At 65.9% G+C, this 16,172-nt stretch carries 14 protein-coding genes; 4 read left to right on the forward strand and 10 right to left on the reverse strand.

Features of this window, described 5'->3' with window-relative positions:
- Nucleotides 1-217: 217 nt before the first annotated feature.
- From ACIQF4_RS10890 to ACIQF4_RS10900, 3 genes are all read right to left on the reverse strand, one after another.
- Complete coding sequence (locus ACIQF4_RS10890; protein WP_400517413.1) at nt 218-718, reverse strand: hypothetical protein; 501 nt, start codon at nt 716-718, stop codon at nt 218-220.
- Nucleotides 719-978: 260 nt separating this feature from the next.
- Nucleotides 979-2,268 (reverse strand): MFS transporter, encoded by a 1,290-nt coding sequence (locus ACIQF4_RS10895; protein ID WP_400517415.1) that lies wholly within the window; start codon nt 2,266-2,268, stop codon nt 979-981.
- A 56-nt stretch (nt 2,269-2,324) separates the two neighbouring features.
- Nucleotides 2,325-3,554: a M20 family metallopeptidase gene (locus tag ACIQF4_RS10900; RefSeq protein WP_400517417.1), complete on the reverse strand. Its 1,230-nt coding sequence runs from the start codon at nt 3,552-3,554 to the stop codon at nt 2,325-2,327.
- A gap of 136 nt (nt 3,555-3,690) precedes the next feature.
- On the opposite strand from ACIQF4_RS10900, the gene ACIQF4_RS10905 reads away from it, so the two are divergent.
- The gene (locus ACIQF4_RS10905) at nt 3,691-4,719 is read left to right on the forward strand and encodes an Lrp/AsnC family transcriptional regulator (RefSeq protein ID WP_400517419.1); all 1,029 of its coding nucleotides are present in this window, start codon (nt 3,691-3,693) and stop codon (nt 4,717-4,719) included.
- A 32-nt stretch (nt 4,720-4,751) separates the two neighbouring features.
- Here ACIQF4_RS10905 and ACIQF4_RS10910 read toward each other — a convergent pair whose 3' ends face one another.
- Nucleotides 4,752-6,449, reverse strand: coding sequence for an amidase (locus tag ACIQF4_RS10910; protein ID WP_400517421.1), 1,698 nt, complete (start codon nt 6,447-6,449; stop codon nt 4,752-4,754).
- On the reverse strand, nt 6,446-6,751 hold the full coding sequence (locus ACIQF4_RS10915; RefSeq protein ID WP_400517422.1) for a hypothetical protein: 306 nt from the start codon (nt 6,749-6,751) through the stop codon (nt 6,446-6,448). Before ACIQF4_RS10915 ends, ACIQF4_RS10910 begins: the two co-directional genes overlap by 4 nt.
- Before the next feature lie 241 nt (nt 6,752-6,992).
- Between ACIQF4_RS10915 and ACIQF4_RS10920 the strand changes: the two genes are divergently transcribed.
- From ACIQF4_RS10920 to ACIQF4_RS10930, 3 genes are all read left to right on the forward strand, one after another.
- Nucleotides 6,993-8,399 (forward strand): cation:dicarboxylate symporter family transporter, encoded by a 1,407-nt coding sequence (locus ACIQF4_RS10920; protein WP_400517423.1) that lies wholly within the window; start codon nt 6,993-6,995, stop codon nt 8,397-8,399.
- Between the two features lie 37 nt (nt 8,400-8,436).
- Complete coding sequence (locus tag ACIQF4_RS10925) at nt 8,437-8,736, forward strand: putative quinol monooxygenase (RefSeq protein ID WP_400517424.1); 300 nt, start codon at nt 8,437-8,439, stop codon at nt 8,734-8,736.
- A 124-nt stretch (nt 8,737-8,860) separates the two neighbouring features.
- A complete protein-coding gene (locus tag ACIQF4_RS10930; RefSeq protein ID WP_400517425.1) occupies nt 8,861-9,778 on the forward strand; it encodes a DUF2231 domain-containing protein in 918 nt (305 codons plus the stop codon).
- A 218-nt stretch (nt 9,779-9,996) separates the two neighbouring features.
- Here the strand turns inward: ACIQF4_RS10930 and ACIQF4_RS10935 are convergent, their stop codons facing one another.
- The 5 genes from ACIQF4_RS10935 to ACIQF4_RS10955 form a co-directional block, all read right to left on the reverse strand.
- Nucleotides 9,997-11,793: a DUF222 domain-containing protein gene (locus ACIQF4_RS10935; RefSeq protein ID WP_400517427.1), complete on the reverse strand. Its 1,797-nt coding sequence runs from the start codon at nt 11,791-11,793 to the stop codon at nt 9,997-9,999.
- A 53-nt stretch (nt 11,794-11,846) separates the two neighbouring features.
- Nucleotides 11,847-13,079, reverse strand: a complete 1,233-nt coding sequence (locus ACIQF4_RS10940; protein ID WP_400517428.1) for an N-acetylglucosamine-6-phosphate deacetylase — start codon at nt 13,077-13,079, stop codon at nt 11,847-11,849.
- A complete protein-coding gene (locus ACIQF4_RS10945; protein ID WP_400517429.1) occupies nt 13,076-13,867 on the reverse strand; it encodes a copper homeostasis protein CutC in 792 nt (263 codons plus the stop codon). The genes ACIQF4_RS10940 and ACIQF4_RS10945 overlap by 4 nt, the downstream gene beginning before the upstream one ends.
- Nucleotides 13,852-14,631, reverse strand: a complete 780-nt coding sequence (nagB, locus tag ACIQF4_RS10950) for a glucosamine-6-phosphate deaminase (protein WP_350005362.1) — start codon at nt 14,629-14,631, stop codon at nt 13,852-13,854. Before nagB ends, ACIQF4_RS10945 begins: the two co-directional genes overlap by 16 nt.
- Nucleotides 14,632-14,694: 63 nt before the next feature.
- Nucleotides 14,695-15,945: a PTS transporter subunit EIIC gene (locus ACIQF4_RS10955; protein WP_231453782.1), complete on the reverse strand. Its 1,251-nt coding sequence runs from the start codon at nt 15,943-15,945 to the stop codon at nt 14,695-14,697.
- Nucleotides 15,946-16,172: the final 227 nt, after the last annotated feature.

Raw genomic sequence — 16,172 nt, forward strand, 5'->3', positions numbered from 1 at the left:
GGGCTTTGATCCATCTTCCCCTGCTTCGAGTCTTTCGAACTTTCCGCTTTGTGGAATTTAGATTCTGCTTTATGAAAAGTGTAGGGAAGGAGGGGGTGGTGCGTCAAGGGGCGCAGCCTGCCCGGGTGCGCTGAGCTGGCGGAGCTGCACGCAGAAGAGCCAGGGGTGGCGGCCCCTGGCTCTTCTGCGTCTTCACCTATGGAAAAGTCCTGCCCTGTCAGCGGCCTTTCGTAACTTCAACCACTGCGCTCTTCTTCCACTCGGTCCAGTCGGACCAATGTCCGTCCTTCTTCACGCGGAAGGAGACCATGTGGTAGACCTCTTCGGCGCCCCGGCGGTCCAGGTTGCGCACTTTGTCAACGCTGTGGATGATCCTGGCGTCGTCCTTCTTGTCGAATTCCTCGTAGAAGTGGGAAGTGCCGAGCAGGTCGTCGGTACGCCGCGGGCCCTTCTCGTCCTCATAGCGGAGCTGGCGGATATGGACGGTCTTCTTGCCGTCGCAATCGGCCTTGATCCTGAAGTCGACCTTGTTGCCGCGGAGGTCCTTGGGATCCAGCGGCTTGACGGTACACCCGTGCCGGTCGTCATTCCTGTCGTCATGCCCAAGGGCTGGGCCGGCGAACGCCACAGAGCCCCCGAGCAGGCCCAGTGAGAGAAGCGGGACCAGTGCGATCCTGGCCCGGGTTGAGCGGATTCCTGTTGATGGAGTGATGGACATTTGTGCTCCTGATAAGGATGCGGTTCACAATTTTGTAAGGGTGCGATTCCCCATGTGGGGCGAGCAGGCACGCGCCGGCTGAGCATCGCGATCAGCGTGGCGGCCGCAGCCTGCCCGCCCCAATTTCAAAGTGCGCCCTGCTAGTGGGGGCGTATGTCCGGCCTCATTGAATGTCGTGATCCGGTAGTTCAATCCTGCTCCTGCAATCGGGCCCGCGCTAGGGTGGTGTCTACCCTTTTTGGTTGCGCTCCCACCCGCGCCTAGTGCGTCAGGTCCTTGCCCTTCGTCTCGGGAATGGTGAACACGAACGCCGCACTGACCACCAGCAGCACCACCGCGTAAATATTGAACAGCTGAGGCATGCCCATGGTGGTTCCGAGCCACTGCTGCAGGTACGGTGCGGTGCCGCCGAACACTGCCACGCAGATGGAGTAGGGCACCCCCACGCCAACGGTGCGGATGGACGTCGGGAACAGTTCGGCGTAAACAGCCGGGACAATCGCGGCGCTCGCAGCAATGAAAATCAGCATCACGGACATGCCTACGGCCAGCTGCCAGGCTGAATCCTTGAGCAGCCAGGTCATGGGGAAGTGCATTACCGCGGAGCCGATGGCCCCGGACCACAGGACTTTTTTGCGCCCGATGCGGTCAGACAGCTTCCCCCAGAAAGGAAGGGCGGCGATGAAGACGATGTTGGCGATGACGGCGGCCCAGAGTGCCTCGCCGCGGTCGATCTTCAGGGCGGTGGTGGCGTAGCTGGGAGCCACGACTCCCCAGACGTAGTAGATGACGGTAAGTCCAACCGTGAGGCCGATGACCTGGAGTGCCTGCTTGCGGTGGCGGACAATCTGCGGCCAGAGCGGAGCCCGCTTTTCGGCCAGCGATTCGCCCTCGAAAGCGTCGGTCTCATGCAGCCGTGACCGCATGATCAGTGCATACAGCCCCATGGCAGCGCCCAGCAGGAACGGGATGCGCCAGCCCCAGGCGTTCATGGCCTCCGCGGTCAGGGACATGTTAAGGACGGCGCCCAGCAGTGTGCCGAACAGGATGCCCACGGTTCCGGAGGTGTAGATCAGGGTGGCCCAGAACCCGCGGTGTTCCTTGGGAGCCATCTCGGACAGGTAGGTCTGCGACGACGGCAGTTCACCGCCGTGCGCCAGGCCCTGGATGAGCCGTGCCACGAGCAGCATCAGGGACGCCCAGGCGCCGATGCTCGCGAAGGTCGGAGCGATGCCGATCATCAGGCTGCCCAGTGAGGCGAGTCCGACGGCGAGGGTCATCGACGTCTTGCGGCCCACCCTGTCGCCGATCCAGCCGAAGAGGAAGCCGCCGAAAGGCCGTGCCACAAAGCCGACGGCGAAAATAGCCAGGGTGGACAGCACGGCCGACGCGGGGTCGGCCTTGCTGAAGAGCTGGCTGGCAATGAAGGGCGTGAAGGTGGCGTAGATGGCCCAGTCGTACCATTCGACGGCGTTGCCGATGCCGGTTCCGACGATGGTCTTGGTAGTGGACACGCGTCCAGTCTGCTGCTTGGTTACTGCAATGGACATGCTTACTTCCTCGGGTTCGTGGTGAAGAGGATGGGGATGGGAAGGACGACGGCGGGTCAGGCCGCCGCCGCCAGCGCGGCAAGGCGCGAGGTGGCCAGTTCGGTGTAGAGCGCGGCTCCATCAACCAGCACGCCGTCGTCGAACGTTGCGTACGGGGAGTGGTTGAACGGTGAGGTGGCCGGATCGCCGCCAGGGGCGACGGCGCTGAGGCCGACGAAGGTGCCCGGCACTTCAGCCAGTACCCGGGAGAAGTCTTCGGAACCGCTCAGGGGAGTGGCCCAGCGCGAAAGACGGCGCTCGCCGAACATTCCCGAAATGACCTTCTCGGCCGTGTGCGTTTCGTCCTCATTGGTGATGGTGAGCGGGTATTCCTCCTGGTAGTCCACGTGGACCTCCACGCCATGGGCTGCTGCTATTCCCTTGAGCAGGCGCGGCACGGCCTCCATCATCCTCAGCCGGGAAGCTTCGGAGAACGTGCGGACCGTCGCCTCGATGCGGGCGGTCTCTGGGATGATGTTCCGCTTGGTGCCGGCATGCAGCACCCCCACTGAGAGCACCACGGGATCGAACATGTTGAACTGCCGGGTCACCATGACCTGCAGGGCGGTGACCATTTCGGCAGCCACTGTGACGGGATCCTTTGCAGCATGCGGGGCGGAACCGTGGCCGCCTGCGCCAAGGATGGTGATTTCCAGTCCGTCCGAGGCGCTCAGCATCACGCCGGGCTTGGTGCAGAAGGTGCCGTGGGGCTCGAGGGAGGAAAACACATGCATCCCGTAGGCCGCCTGCACGCGGGTTCCGGCGGCATCCAGGACGCCTTCGCGGATCATGTAGCTGGCGCCGTCGCAGCCTTCTTCGCCGGGCTGGAACATAAGGACGACGTCGCCCTGCAGTTGGTGCTGCTTCTCGGCGAGGAGGGTGGCGGCTCCGGCGAGCATCGAGGTGTGCAGATCGTGGCCGCAGGCGTGCATGGCGCCGTCCGCCTGTGAAGAGAACTCCACGCCCGTCTTCTCCTGCACGGGAAGTCCGTCCATGTCCGCGCGGAGGAGCACCGCGGGCCGCTGGGAGCCGGTGGTGCCTGCGGGGGCCTTGCCTCCGCGAAGCACCGCGGTGACGGAGGTGGTTTCCGTGCCCAGGGTGATGTCAAACGGAAGCCCGTCGAGGGCCTGGAGGACTTTCTCCTGGGTCCGCGGCAGGTGCAGCCCGATTTCGGGGTAGCGGTGAAGGTCGTGGCGGAGGCGGGTGAGGTCTCCCTGCAGTTCCTTGGCGTCTTCAATTATTGGCACTTTGTCACTCCTGGGCTCGGCTTTCCGGGTCTGTGGACTATTGTGGAGTGGCGCAACTCACATTTATCGAAAGCGCTCGAAATATTCTCCTGGAAGTTAGGTTTCGCAGGATTCATACGTGTGGTAGGGGGGAAACGTGGAACTCAGTGAGGAAGACCTGGCCCTTATTCAGGTGCTGCAGACGTACCCGAGGCTTGGCTGGGCGGACGCCTCCAAGGTGCTGGGGGTGCACGCGACCACCCTTGCCGCCCGCTGGGAACGGCTGACCTCAAGCGGGGCCGCGTGGGTGACGGCGCACCTGGCGGGGGATCCGAAGCAGATGCTCCTCGCCTTTGTGGCGGTGGACTGCGATATGAACCTGAGGGACAGTGTGACGGCGCAGTTGGCAGGTATCCCGGGAATCGTCACCGTGGAGGAGGCTGCAAGCAACCGGGACCTTATGTTGACTGTCATCACCAGGTCGCTGGAGGAGTTCAGCACAACGGTGGTCGCCCAGCTGAAGAACATCGAGGGGCTCATCAAGTACCAGGCTGCCCTGTGCACCCGGCTTCACACCAGCGCCGACGAGTGGCGGCTGAACATCCTGAGCAAGCCGCAGCTGGCACTGCTCAGGACGCTCGGGCACCAGGGCGGCCCGGATGCGCAGCAGGTGGAGGCGGGGCAGCTCCCGCAAAGCCACCTGGACCTGCTGCCGTTCCTGGCCCGCGACGGCAGGGCAACCGCGGCCCAGATAGCGCGGGAGTTGGGGCGGCGTCCGGCAACGGTGCAGCGGCAGCTCAACCGGGTGCTGGCCAGCGGGATCCTGTTGTTCCGGTGCGAAATCGCCCAGGCGTACTCCTCCTATCCGGTGACGTGCCAGTGGTTCGCCAACGTTCCGGCAGGGCAGCACGAGGAAGCGGCCGCCGCCATCCGGACCATAAAAAACGTGCGGCTGAGCGCGTCCACCACCGGGCACACCAACTTCGTGATCATCATGTGGCTGCAGTCCCTTGCGGACGTCATGACTGCCGAACTTGCCCTCCAGCAAAAGGTTCCGGGCATACACCTGGTGGAAAGCGTGGTGATGCTGCGGACGGTCAAGCGGGTGGGCTGGATGCTGAACGAGGACACCACGTCCAGCGGAACGGTCGTGGTCCAGCGCGCGGCGCTGCAGGCTGCGGACTGAACCACCGTTGTTCGCGGACTGAACCGCCCGGATTACTGGGAAAGCTCCGCAGCCTCGTGCGCCTCGAAACGGCCACGGTCCTGTGGAACGGGGGCAGCCGGAACCTTGCCACGGGCGCTCTTGGCGAACGGTTTCCGGGACTTGGACGGATCAACCGAAATCGCCTCGGGGACTTCGCCGGCCGGGTTGGCGGGGCGCCGCAGATGCCAGTCGGTCACGGCCTGGTAGGCAGCGGCCACGGCCAGGAGCCGATCCTCCGCGAACGGCTGGCCGCCGAGGATGGTGCCCACCGGGACGCCTGCCGAGTCAAAGCCGATGGGCAGAGCGAGCTCGGGCAGCCCGATCGCGTCGAAGGGGTTGGGGCTAGTCTGCAGCACCACATCGCACTGCTCGAACAGGTCGTCCAGGACGCGCTCCAGCAGCAGGACCTTGGCGCGCTGGCCCAGGACGTACTCGCTGGCACCCAGCATGGAGCCCTGCAGCCAGCCGGTCACGGACACCCCAAAGCTGCGGAGGTCCTTGCGCAGCATGGGGAGGAACGGCTCGCTCCGTTCCGGCAGCCGCACATTGTTGAAGGCTGTGCTTGTCAGTGTCTCCCAGTCCTCGGGCAGCCGAACGTCCACAACCTGGATTCCCTCAATGCCGGCCAGCTTGTCCAGGAAGGCCCTGCGTGCTGCTGCGGTTTCCGAGGATCCTGCGGTGAAGTCCGGGATCACGCCCACGCGGGTGCCCCAGCGCATGGCCACCTTGTTGCCGCGCTTCACTGGAGTTGCGGCTGTGATCAGGTCGGGGACCGGCGGTAGCCCGAGGGTCCGCGGGTCGTTGGGATCCTCCCCGGCCATGGCGGTGAGCATGATGGCTGCGTCCTTGGCATCCCTGGCGAGCGGGCCGGGGTGGTCGCGTGTGTAGCTCAGTGGGATGATGCCATACAGCGAAACCCGGCCCATGGTCGGCTTGAGCCCGGTGAGGTTCTGGGCGTTGGAGGGTGCGGTGATCGAACCGCCTGTCTGGGTTCCCACGCTGGACGTTGCCATCCGTCCCGCCACTGCGGTGGCTGAGCCTGAAGAGGATCCGCCCGGATTTGTCCGTGGATCTCCGGGGGTCCAGGCATTGACGGTGGTGATGCGTCCGTCCGGAGTGGTGGCGCGGGTGGTGGCCAGCGGCCCCATTTGGGTCTTTCCAAGGACGATGCCGCCGGCACCTGTCAGTTTTGCCACTGCCGTTGCGTCGAATGGGGGCGTGAAGTCCTTGAAGATGTAGGAGTTGGCGGTGGTGGGGTAGGCGCGGGTGTAGTAGTTGTCCTTGATGGCAAGCGGGATGCCGTGGAGGGGTCCCTTGTAGGCGGCTCCGGCCAGGGCCCGGGCACTTGCCAGGGCATCGTCTGCGGCCACCAAATTGAACGCCTGGTAGTCCGCATCGAACGCGCCGATCCGGTCAAGGTAGGCCTCCACCAGCAGTTCGGCGCTGAGCCGGCCCTGCCGGATGAGGCTTGCGGCTTCCGCGATGGTCAGTTCGGTGATGTCCGCCAGGGCTTCGGGCCGGACGTCCCCGTACGCGTTCGGGTTGAGCCCGGCGGGTGCCGCTGCTGAGGGCGCCGCGTGGGCAACAGCGGGAAGCGCCACCGCACCCAGGGAGGTAGCCGCTGCCAGAACGGCAAACCTGTTGACGAAGGACCGGCGGTCAATGGTGCGGTCTGTCGGCTGGCTGTCAACGCTGTCCACCGGGTTCATGCCGTCCTCCGTGCAGTATCGATCGAGGGGTAAAGCGCGGGAGGGGCTGCCTGCTGGGACAGGAGTGCGGGATCCGCAGTTCCGGCCGCACCGGCAAAAGGCACCTGGTAGGCGCTTAATTCAGCCACGGTGGTGCGCATGAAGGAGCGCAGGCTGGCCAGGACCGACGCCTGTCCTGGGCTTCCAGTCTCCGGGTCGCTGGCAGTTCCCGCGGGAAGCTGGTTGAGGTCGATGCCGAGGGATGCCAGGCGTGCCCGGATCATGGTGTCCAGTTCGGCGTCGGATGGGGGAGTGAGGGGCATGATGCTCCTTCTTCTACGGGGCTGGTGTTGCAGCCCGTACAGCTGAGACAGAGCGATACTTCCACTGTCCCGTGGCGGTGTCATGTCACAGAAGTTGCCGGCATATTTCCCTGTCCGCGGACCACCAGGATTAATAGTTCCGCATTATGGATTTATCTTTCCGGAAACATGCCGTCCCTAACGTTGCTCGTGACCCTGCGGCATCCTGCGTGCCGCCGTCCTCCAACGAACAGGCACCGGCATGAACGTCAACGCGCCCGCGGCAGCACCTCCCGCTTCCAGGAAGCCGCTCTACAAATCCCTCTTCTTCCAGATCCTGGTGGCCGTTGTGGCCGGCATCCTGATCGGACACCTGTGGCCGGACATCGGCGCGGCCCTACGCCCCTTGGGCGACGGGTTCATCCAGCTCATCAAGATGATCATCGCGCCGCTGATCTTCCTGGTGATCGTCACCGGCATAGCTGCGGTCAGTGACGTCAAGGCTGTGGGCCGCACGGGCGTCAAGGCCTTGATCTATTTCACGGCAGCCACGCTGTTTGCGCTGGTCTTCGGCTTGGTGGTGGGGAACGTGGTCCAGCCGGGCGCGGGACTGAACATCGATCCGGCGTCGCTCTCCCAGGACGCCCTCAACGCCAAAACCGCCACGGCACCGCCGAAGGATGCCGGCGCCTTCATCCTTGGAATCATTCCCACCAGCGTGGTGGGCGCGTTTGCCAGCAACAGCCTGCTGCAGGTGCTGTGCTTCGCTGTGTTCTTCGGCGCGGCGATCGTCGTCGTCGGCCGTGAACGCTGCATGCCCGTCGTCGCGCTGATGGAGACCGTGCTGGAGCTGTTCTTCAAGATCATGGGCTGGGTCATGCGGGTGGCTCCGGTAGGTGCTTTCGGCGCCATGGCGTTCATCATCGGCCAGTACGGCCTGGGTTCGCTGAGCACGTATGCCCTGCTGATCGCGGCCTGCTACGGCGCAGCGATTGTGTTCATCGGCCTGCTGTTCGTGGTGGCGTGGGTCTATCCGCGCGTGCCGCTGTGGCAGTTCATGAAGTACACCCGCGAGGAATTCCTCCTTGCCCTGGGCACAGCCTCCACCGAATCCGTGCTGCCGCGCATCATGACCAAGCTGACCAATGCCGGCTGCTCCCGCGCCACCACCGGCCTTGTGATCTCCACCGGGTACTCCTTCAACCTCGACGGTGCCGCGCTGTACCTGTCCATCTCGCTGCTGTTCCTGGCTCAGGCCTTCGGCTACAACCTGGACCTCGGCCAGCAGTTGGCCGCGCTGGGCGTCCTTATGCTGACGTCCAAGGGCATGGCCGGTGTCCCGGGATCGGCGTTCCTGGCACTGTCCGCCACGGCGGGTGCGTTGGGAATCTTCCCCGTGGCCGGCGTCGCGCTCCTCCTGGGCGCGGACCGGCTGATGGACTCCATGCGCGTGGTGGTGAACCTGTTGGGCAACTGCGTCGCCACCTTCGTCGTGGCCAAGTGGGAAGGCCAGTTTGACCGTGCGGCCATGGTCCGGGCTTTTGCCGGTGAAACCACGACGACGGATGCGGCCTTGGCGCTGGCAGGAGCCCCGGCGCCCGGCAGCTTGGCCGAGGGGACTGCCGTCGACCAGTCGCCGCTGGGGACGTCGGCGCCAGCCGTGAGATAGCCTCCGGTTTCCCGCCCCGGTGCTGCACACTGTCCCTATGACCTTTGCGAATGTGGGAAGCCTCGAAACCAAGCCGGGCCAGCGCGATGCCGTCCTCTCAATCCTTGTCCGGCCTATGGCCGGGCTGAAGGAGGCGGGTTGCCTGCTGTACGAAGTAGGCGTGAACGACGCCGTGCCGGACACCGTGTTTGTTTGTGAGCTGTGGGAATCGGCGGAGGCGCACCGGGCTTCGCTGGAGCTCGAAAGCGTGCAGACGGCGATTGAAGAAGCCATGCCACTGCTCACCGGTGAAATGGGCGGCAACCAGTTCACGGTGCTGGGTTCCCCGCTTCGTTAGGTTTTCGCGCCGGTAGCTGCCTGCGCTTGCAGGGTTCTAACCCAAGAGCCCTGTGCCGCGCCTGCTCCGGCAAGTAAGCTTCCCGGCATCGACTGGACATGGAGCAAAGGGGTAAGGGAGACACATGAAACCGCTGCCTGCACTGGAACTTGTTACCCGCCTGGAAGACGCCGAGTGGCTGGACCCCGTGTCCAAGAAGGTCCGGAAAGTGGTGAAACGGGCCATCCGTCCGAAGTGGGCGCGCGACGTCCTGCACGGAGTTCCCATTGGACACCCCGTGCATCCTCTGGCGGTCCAGGTGCCCATGGGTGCTTGGATCTCTGCGGCCGTGCTGGATGCCTTGCCTGGTAATGACAGGGCGTCCGCGCTCCTGATCGGCGTGGGCACCGGTGCCGCTGTACCTTCCGCGGTGGCTGGCTTCACCGACTGGACGCAGCTGCACCCCCAGCAGCAGCGGGTGGGGTTGGTCCATGCCGCTGCCAACATCACGGCCACGGGCCTTTATGCTGCCTCCTTGGTTGCCCGTGCGCGGGGCAGCCGGGGAGGAGGCAAGGTACTTGCATACCTGGGCCTTGCCGTGGTGGGTGCAGGCGGTTTCCTGGGCGGCCATCTCACGTACCGGCAGGCGGCGGGCGTGAACCACAGCGAGGAGATCCCGCACCGCTTCCCGAGCGGATGGCACCCGCTGGCGCCGCTGGCTGAAGTGCCCGATGGGAAGCTGCACAAAATCGTTGTGGCCGAGATTCCGCTGCTTGCCTATCGGGAGGGGGACGCCGTGAGCGTATTGTCCGATGTCTGCAGCCACCTCTCCGGGCCGCTGCACGAGGGCAAGATCAAGGGTGGCAGGCTCCAAGACAGGGTCACCCAGAACGGCGGCCCCGACGACGGTGGTGAGCCGTGCGTTGTGTGCCCCTGGCATGGAAGCACCTTCTCGCTGCGGACGGGGGAAGTGCAGGCTGGCCCTGCCACCGCGAAACAGCCACTCTTTGAGACGCGCACGAGCGGCGGCATGGTGGAAGTTTGCCTGCCCGGGGCTGAGTAGACGCTCGTCTGAGGCGCTCGTCCGGCATGTGCTTGGGCCGCTGGGCAGGGTCTGTGTCCCTCCCGGGTGTAGGTCAGCCCTGCGCTCCTGACACGCGTTTCCTGGTTCGCGTCTGCTGGCTCGGGTTCCTGGGGTTTGGGGCGGTGCTTGGGCCGTCTTCCCGGCTCGGGGCTGTTGACCCCCGTCCCCGGCTGCCCGTGTCTGTGGGCATTTGCCGGCTAGGTCAGTGCCGGGTCCCGGTCCCTGATGGGGTCCCAGTCGCTCATGGGGTCCCAGTTCAGAGGGTCCTGGGGCAGGACGGGCGGCAGGGCGTAGAAGTCCTCCCATAGGGGGTCGTCCGCGGGTATGTCGTCCAGGTCTATGAGGTTGTCATCTTCAGGTTCCTCCGGTGGAGGTTCCAGGTGCAGGAGGTCTCCGACAGGGCAGGCCTGGGCAGCGGGCATCGGCGGGTAGGGCAGTACGCCGGGGGCTTGCCCGGTGTGATGCTCCCCCGGATTCAACCCCGCCGGCAGGGCCGATATGACAGTTTCCGGCCAGTGGGGTGGTTCCCAGTCCTGGTGTTCGCTTTTGTAGTGCCGGCCGGACGGTGAGATCCAGCCCGGTGGTTCGTCCTTGGTGGCTGGTGTTGGTGTCCACCCGCTGCTGTGTCGAAGTTTGTGGTGCTTCGGGCAGGGTTGTCCGAGGTTGCTGATGCCGGTGGTTCCGCCGTGCTGCCAGGCCAGGAGGTGGTCTGCCTCGTTGTCCAAGGAACTGTTGCTGCAGCCGGGGAAGGGGCATTTGCCGTCCCGCATCCTTAGCCAGTTTCGCATCGCCTTGGTAACCCGGTAGCTGGTCCGCCCGATCTCCAACGGCGCCCCATCCCGCGGATCGACAAGGACGCGGTGGAACGAATCGGCACCGTTCGCGACCAGGTCCCGTGCCATGGACGGCGGGATCGGCCCGAAGCCGTCGAGCATGGCCGGCTCATCGGTCACTCCCATGAGGGCGACTATCGGGACCGTGACGAGGACCTGCGCCCGGACCGCCGACGACAGCCCGGCGGGATCCATCCCTGCACCCGCCCCGTCGCTGGTACCTGTGCTGTTGCCTGCAAGGACGCTGGACATGTCGTCACACCCGCGACTGGTACCGCCATTGCTGCCGCTGGTGAGGATCGCTTCGGCGAACTCGTCTGCCCGGATCTGGGGGAGGGTCCGGGGCTCATCGGGTCCCTGTGCGGCACGGGCGAGGGCGTTGAGCCGGTTCCAGCCCGCCATTGCCTGATGCGCGGGGAGGTAGGCAGAGAGCCAGGCCATGCCGTCCTGGTCCGGCCGGTACTCGACCCGGCGGTCCGCCACACCCTTGGCGTGGCGCTTCTCGATCGATTCGGGATGGTGGCGTGCGCGCCAGGTCCTGGCCTTGGCCTTGAACCGGTAGGCGGGCATCTCCCCGATCGTGGCCGCTCCGGCCGGTCTCGGGATGTCCGGGTCCAGGAAGTGCTTCTCCAGGGCCGCTGCCCCGGCCCGGTCAAGACCGACGGCCTGGTTCACCATTTCCCGGGCATGCGCCCAGGAAATCGTCCCGGACCCCAACGCGGCAAGGGTCCGGGGCAGCGACGTGGTCAGGGCGTGGGACTCGGCCAACAGGGCACCGGCGGCACGGTCACCGATCACCAGTGCACAGCCGACCTCGGCCACCAGGCTCCGGTCCTGGGCCGTGGCCTCATGCGGTGAGGAAGGGGGACCGTTCAGCAGGCTCGTGGCGGCAGCGAGCACCTGAACCGCCTGCGCCTTCAATGCCGCCAGCTTCGCCTCGGACCGGGCCACCCCCGCAAGAACATCCAGCGCCTGGTCAGCAACCCGCTGCAACGGATCATCATCAGCCCCGCCAGCGCCGGCATCAGGCCCAGCGGCGCCACGACCGGAAACAGCCGTGCCGGAAACAGCAGTACCGCCGCCCGCGAGCACCGCCGCAAAAGCAGCCACCGAAGCGTCAACCGCCGCCTCCGCCTCCACCACCGCCGAATTGCCTTCCATGAATCCATCCTCATGGGAGGGTCTGACATTTAACGGTCAGGCAGCGAAGAGCACTACCCCAGCGGTGTTACCCACTCGCCCCCGCGCAGGACTCCTGCAAGATCCAGGTCCAGGTCAGCAATGACGAGGTCAGCCCGCATGCCGGCGCGGAGGTCGCCCACTTGCGACGACAGTCCCAGCACGGAGGCAGGCACGGCCGTCGCCGCGCGTACCGCATCCTGCAGGGGGACACTTGCTGCCACCGTGGACCGGACAACGTCCAGCAGGGTAGCGGTTCCGCCGGCAATTGCCCCCGTGTTGTCCACCCTGGCCACGCCCTGGTCCACTGTGACAGCCAGAGTGCCCAGGCGGTATTGGCCATCCTGCAGGCCTGTGGCGGCCATCGAGTCGGTCACCAGTGCGATGTTTTCCGCTCCCACCAGCTCGAACACCATCTTGACGGTTTCGGGCGCCAGATGAACTCCGTCTGCAATCAGCTCTACCACCGCCTTCCCGGCATGGGCCGCACTGATGCTGGCCGCTACCGGGCCGGGGGAGCGGTGATGCAGGCTGGGCATCGCGTTAAACAGGTGCGTGACAGTGGGGCGGGCCCGCCCGGTGGAATTCCCTGGCCCGGCCAGTCCTGCGGCTGACTGTTCCAGGAAGGAAACCGCGGTGCCGTGGTCCGCCGCAGTGTGGCCCAGGGATGGAATGGTTCCCCGCGCAGTGAGCATGTCCACCAGGCTCGCAGCGCCAGGAAGCTCAGCCGCCAGCGTCATGGACGCCAGCGAGGACCCGGCGGCCTCAAACAGGCGGGCCACCAGCCCGGAGTCGGGTTCACGCAGCAGCGCCGGATCATGGGCGCCGCACTGCCCCGAAGCGAGGAAGGGGCCCTCCAGATGGGAACCGGCGATCAGCCCGTCATCGGCCACATCGCGCAGGACTGTGAGGTTCCGGACCAGGTTTTCCGGCGATCCCGTGACCAGGCTGGCCAGCAGCGTGGTGGTTCCGCGGCTGTGCAGATACCGGGCCGCTGACCGAGCACCTTCGGCGGATCCTTCGGAGAAGTCCGACCCCAGCGCCCCATGGCAATGCAGGTCCACCAGCCCGGGCATCAGGATGCGCCCGGGCGCCCCAGGCAAGGTACGGTCCGTCCCGGCGCCCTTACCAACGTCCAAGCCAAGCCCAGCAAATCCCGACGCCGGTCCGGCATAGGTGATCACGCCGCCGTCGAACGCCACGATGCCGTCGGGGACGTCCATGCTTCCCGTGACGATGCGGCCACGAAGTATCGCATCAGTACTCATGGTTCCAGGCCTCCGATAGTCATTGCTGCCGCCAGCCGGGCTGCCAGCCCAGGATCGGCAGCATCTGCGCGGTCCATGCCCGAGCTCCCCGCCCGGCGCGGCCGCGCCGAGGCGTGCACGGCATGGACGCCGGCGCCGAGCAGCGACGGTACCAGCTCCAGCGTCACTCCTCCGCCCGCCATGATCTGTACCGACGGCGCGTGCGTGCGTCCCAACTCAACCAAACGGCCCAGCATGCTGAGGCCGGCAGCGCAGTCGGGACTGCCGCCGCTGGTCAGGACGCGGTCCACGCCTGCCTGCTGGAGCCGGGACAGCGCGTCAGCAGGGTCGGTGCCGGCCGCCAGGGCAGCATCGAATGCCCGGTGGAACGTGATTTCCGCTGACGGGTTGGAGCGGCGTGCCGCTGCAACGATGAGGCGGAGTGCAGGTACATCCGGCCCGCCGTCGGACCCGAGCACGCCTATCACCACGCCGGCCGCACCGGCGGCCAGGGCAGCGGCCACGTCGCGCTCAATGACGTCGAGTTCGCCACTGGAGTAGGTGAAGTTGCCAGGGCGCGGCCGCACCAGGACGTGGACGGGGAGCCCAATACGGCAGGCATGTTCAACCATGCCGATGCTGGGCGTGATGCCCTCGGTCTGGGCGAGGGCTGCGCAAAGTTCAACGCGGGCCGCGCCGACGGCGGCAGCCAGCCTGACGCCGTCGGCATTCTCCACGGCAAGCTCCAGCTGCGGCCGGCTGACAGCAGCTACCGGCGAGCCCTGGCCCGTGCTCAGAGCCCCTGCCACGCCGGCTTCCGTCCAAACGTGTCCGTGTAGTAGTCCCGGTGGCCCAGCCGCGAGGCCGCTGCCTCATCCACCAGGACCGAGACGTGCGGGTGCAGCTGGAGCGCGGACGCCGGGCAGATGGCGGCGACAGGGCCCTCGACGGCGGCTGCGATGGCCTGCGCCTTGGCCTCGCCCATGGCGAGCAGCAGCAGGTGCCGGGCCTCGCGGATGGTGCCCAGCCCCTGGGTCAGGACGTGGTCCGGGACATCGTCCGCGGAGTCGAAGAAGCGGGCGTTGTCCTGCCGCGTCTGCCGGGTGAGCGTCTTGATCCGGGTGCGGGAGCCCAGCGAGGACATGGGTTCATTGAAGCCCACATGCCCGTCCGTGCCGATGCCCAGGATCTGGATGTCCACCCCTCCCGCGGCGGCAATCCGCGCCTCGTACTGCTCAGCCTCGGCCTGCAGATCCTCCGACATGCCGTCCAGGCCGTGCACTGCGCCCGCACCGAAATCCACGCTGGCGGTGAACTCGTCCCGGATCACGGAATGGTAGGACTGCGGGTGCGCGCTGGGCAGGCCCACATATTCGTCGAGGAGGAACGCCTGGGCCTGGGCGAAGCTCAGTCCGCTGGTCCGGTGCCGTTCAATGAGCTCCTGGTAAGTGCCCAAAGGGGTGGACCCGGTGGCCAGTCCCAGGACGCACGGGCCGCGGCGGACCTGTTCCTCGATAGCGTCTGCAGCCGTGCGGGCTACGTCGGCCGGGGTGGGAAGGATGATGATTTCCATGCGGTGAAGCTGCTTTCGGTAGCTGGTGCTGGTGCTGTGCTTGGTGGAGAAAGGAGACGCCGTTTACTTGGCGGCGTCCGTCTCCACCGTGACCTCGTCATCCTCACGGCCCGGCGTCCGCAGGTTCCAGCGCTTGATGACGATGGAGAAGAGGAAGTAGTAGATCACCGCGTAGCCCAGGCCGATGGGGATCAGCAGCCAGCCATTCTCCGATTTGCCGAAGTTGAGGACGAAGTCGATCAGGCCGGCGGAGAACGTGAAGCCATGGTGGATGTCCAGGGCGTTGACCAATGCCATGGAGGTGCCGGTGAGGACTGCGTGGACGATGTACAGCGGGAAGGCAACGAACATGAAGGAGTATTCAAGCGGTTCGGTGATGCCGGTGAAGAATGCGGTGAGGGCGGTGGAGAGCATGATGCCGCCCACGATCTTCTTCTGCGAGGGCTTGGCGTGGCGCCAGATGGCAAGGGCTGCCGCCGGCAGGCCGAACATCATGATGGGGAAGAAACCGGTCATGAAGATGCCTGCGCTGGGATCACCGGCGAAGAAGCGGTTGAGGTCGCCGCGGACCAGCTGGCCGGAAGCGTCGGTGTAGTCGCCGATGAGGAACCACACGGCGGAGTTGAGGATGTGGTGCAGGCCTGCCGGGATGAGCATGCGGTTGGCGAAACCGTAGACGCCGCCACCGGCCACTGCGTTGCCCGCCACGGCTTCGCCCACTGCCGAGAGGCCGGCGTTGAAGAGCGGGTAGAACAGGGCAAGGACGACGCCGGCTGCCAGGCTGGTGACGGACGTCAGGATGGGCACCAGGCGGCGGCCGCTGAAGAAGCCCAGGAAGTCCGGCAGTTTGGTGCGGTAGAACCGCTGCCAGAGCATGGCGGACAGCAGGCCCACCACGATGCCGGCCAGGACGCCGTAGTTGATCATTGCTGGCTTGCCGGCGGGGTCAACCTGCCCGGCCAGGACCAGCGGGGACATGGCCTTGAAGACGCCGTCGATCACCATGTATCCCACTACCGCTGCCAGTGCGGTGGAACCGTCGGATTTCTTGGCCCAGCCGATTGCGATGCCGACGGCGAAGATGAGGGGCAGCCAGGTGAACACGGCATTGCCTGCTGCGGAGATGACTGCTGCGCCGCCCTCGAACCCGGGGATGGCGCCCAGCAGGTCGGCCTGGCCAATGCGCAGCAGGATGCCGGCTGCGGGGAGGACGGCGATGGGCAGCATCAGGCAGCGGCCCAGCCGCTGGAGGGTGGCGAAGGCCCTGTTCGGCTTCTTCTCTGGAGCCAGGGCGGCGGTCTCGGATGTTGACATGGTTACACCTCCGCGGGGATCGGGTGGGGGCTTGTGAAGAAACGGTTCCAGCCGGTACTGTCTGGTTATGACCAGTTCAGTGTGATTCATCCCACGAGTGCCTGTCAAGGTAGAAGATCTTCCAGCAGGCGCTGACAGTTCCGATGAACGGGAACATAATTGGTCGCACTTGGGCCGCCGGTCCTGGTGCTGAAGCAGTGCTCCGCGGGGCACCGTCAGAAAGGGCA

This window comes from Pseudarthrobacter sp. NPDC092202, assembly GCF_044755505.1.
Lineage (GTDB): Bacteria > Actinomycetota > Actinomycetes > Actinomycetales > Micrococcaceae > Arthrobacter.

Bases quoted from the DNA above. Each gene is read 5' to 3' on its own strand.
- ACIQF4_RS10935 (WP_400517427.1), bottom strand. From the start codon at position 11,793: ATGGAAGGCAATTCGGCGGTGGTGGAGGCGGAGGCGGCGGTTGACGCT.
- ACIQF4_RS10915 (WP_400517422.1), bottom strand. From the start codon at position 6,751: ATGCCCCTCACTCCCCCATCCGACGCCGAACTGGACACCATGATCCGG.
- ACIQF4_RS10955 (WP_231453782.1), bottom strand. From the start codon at position 15,945: ATGTCAACATCCGAGACCGCCGCCCTGGCTCCAGAGAAGAAGCCGAAC.
- ACIQF4_RS10925 (WP_400517424.1), top strand. From the start codon at position 8,437: ATGACCTTTGCGAATGTGGGAAGCCTCGAAACCAAGCCGGGCCAGCGC.
- ACIQF4_RS10930 (WP_400517425.1), top strand. From the start codon at position 8,861: ATGAAACCGCTGCCTGCACTGGAACTTGTTACCCGCCTGGAAGACGCC.
- ACIQF4_RS10940 (WP_400517428.1), bottom strand. From the start codon at position 13,079: ATGAGTACTGATGCGATACTTCGTGGCCGCATCGTCACGGGAAGCATG.
- ACIQF4_RS10910 (WP_400517421.1), bottom strand. From the start codon at position 6,449: ATGAACCCGGTGGACAGCGTTGACAGCCAGCCGACAGACCGCACCATT.
- ACIQF4_RS10920 (WP_400517423.1), top strand. From the start codon at position 6,993: ATGAACGTCAACGCGCCCGCGGCAGCACCTCCCGCTTCCAGGAAGCCG.
- ACIQF4_RS10890 (WP_400517413.1), bottom strand. From the start codon at position 718: ATGTCCATCACTCCATCAACAGGAATCCGCTCAACCCGGGCCAGGATC.
- nagB (WP_350005362.1), bottom strand. From the start codon at position 14,631: ATGGAAATCATCATCCTTCCCACCCCGGCCGACGTAGCCCGCACGGCT.
- ACIQF4_RS10895 (WP_400517415.1), bottom strand. From the start codon at position 2,268: ATGTCCATTGCAGTAACCAAGCAGCAGACTGGACGCGTGTCCACTACC.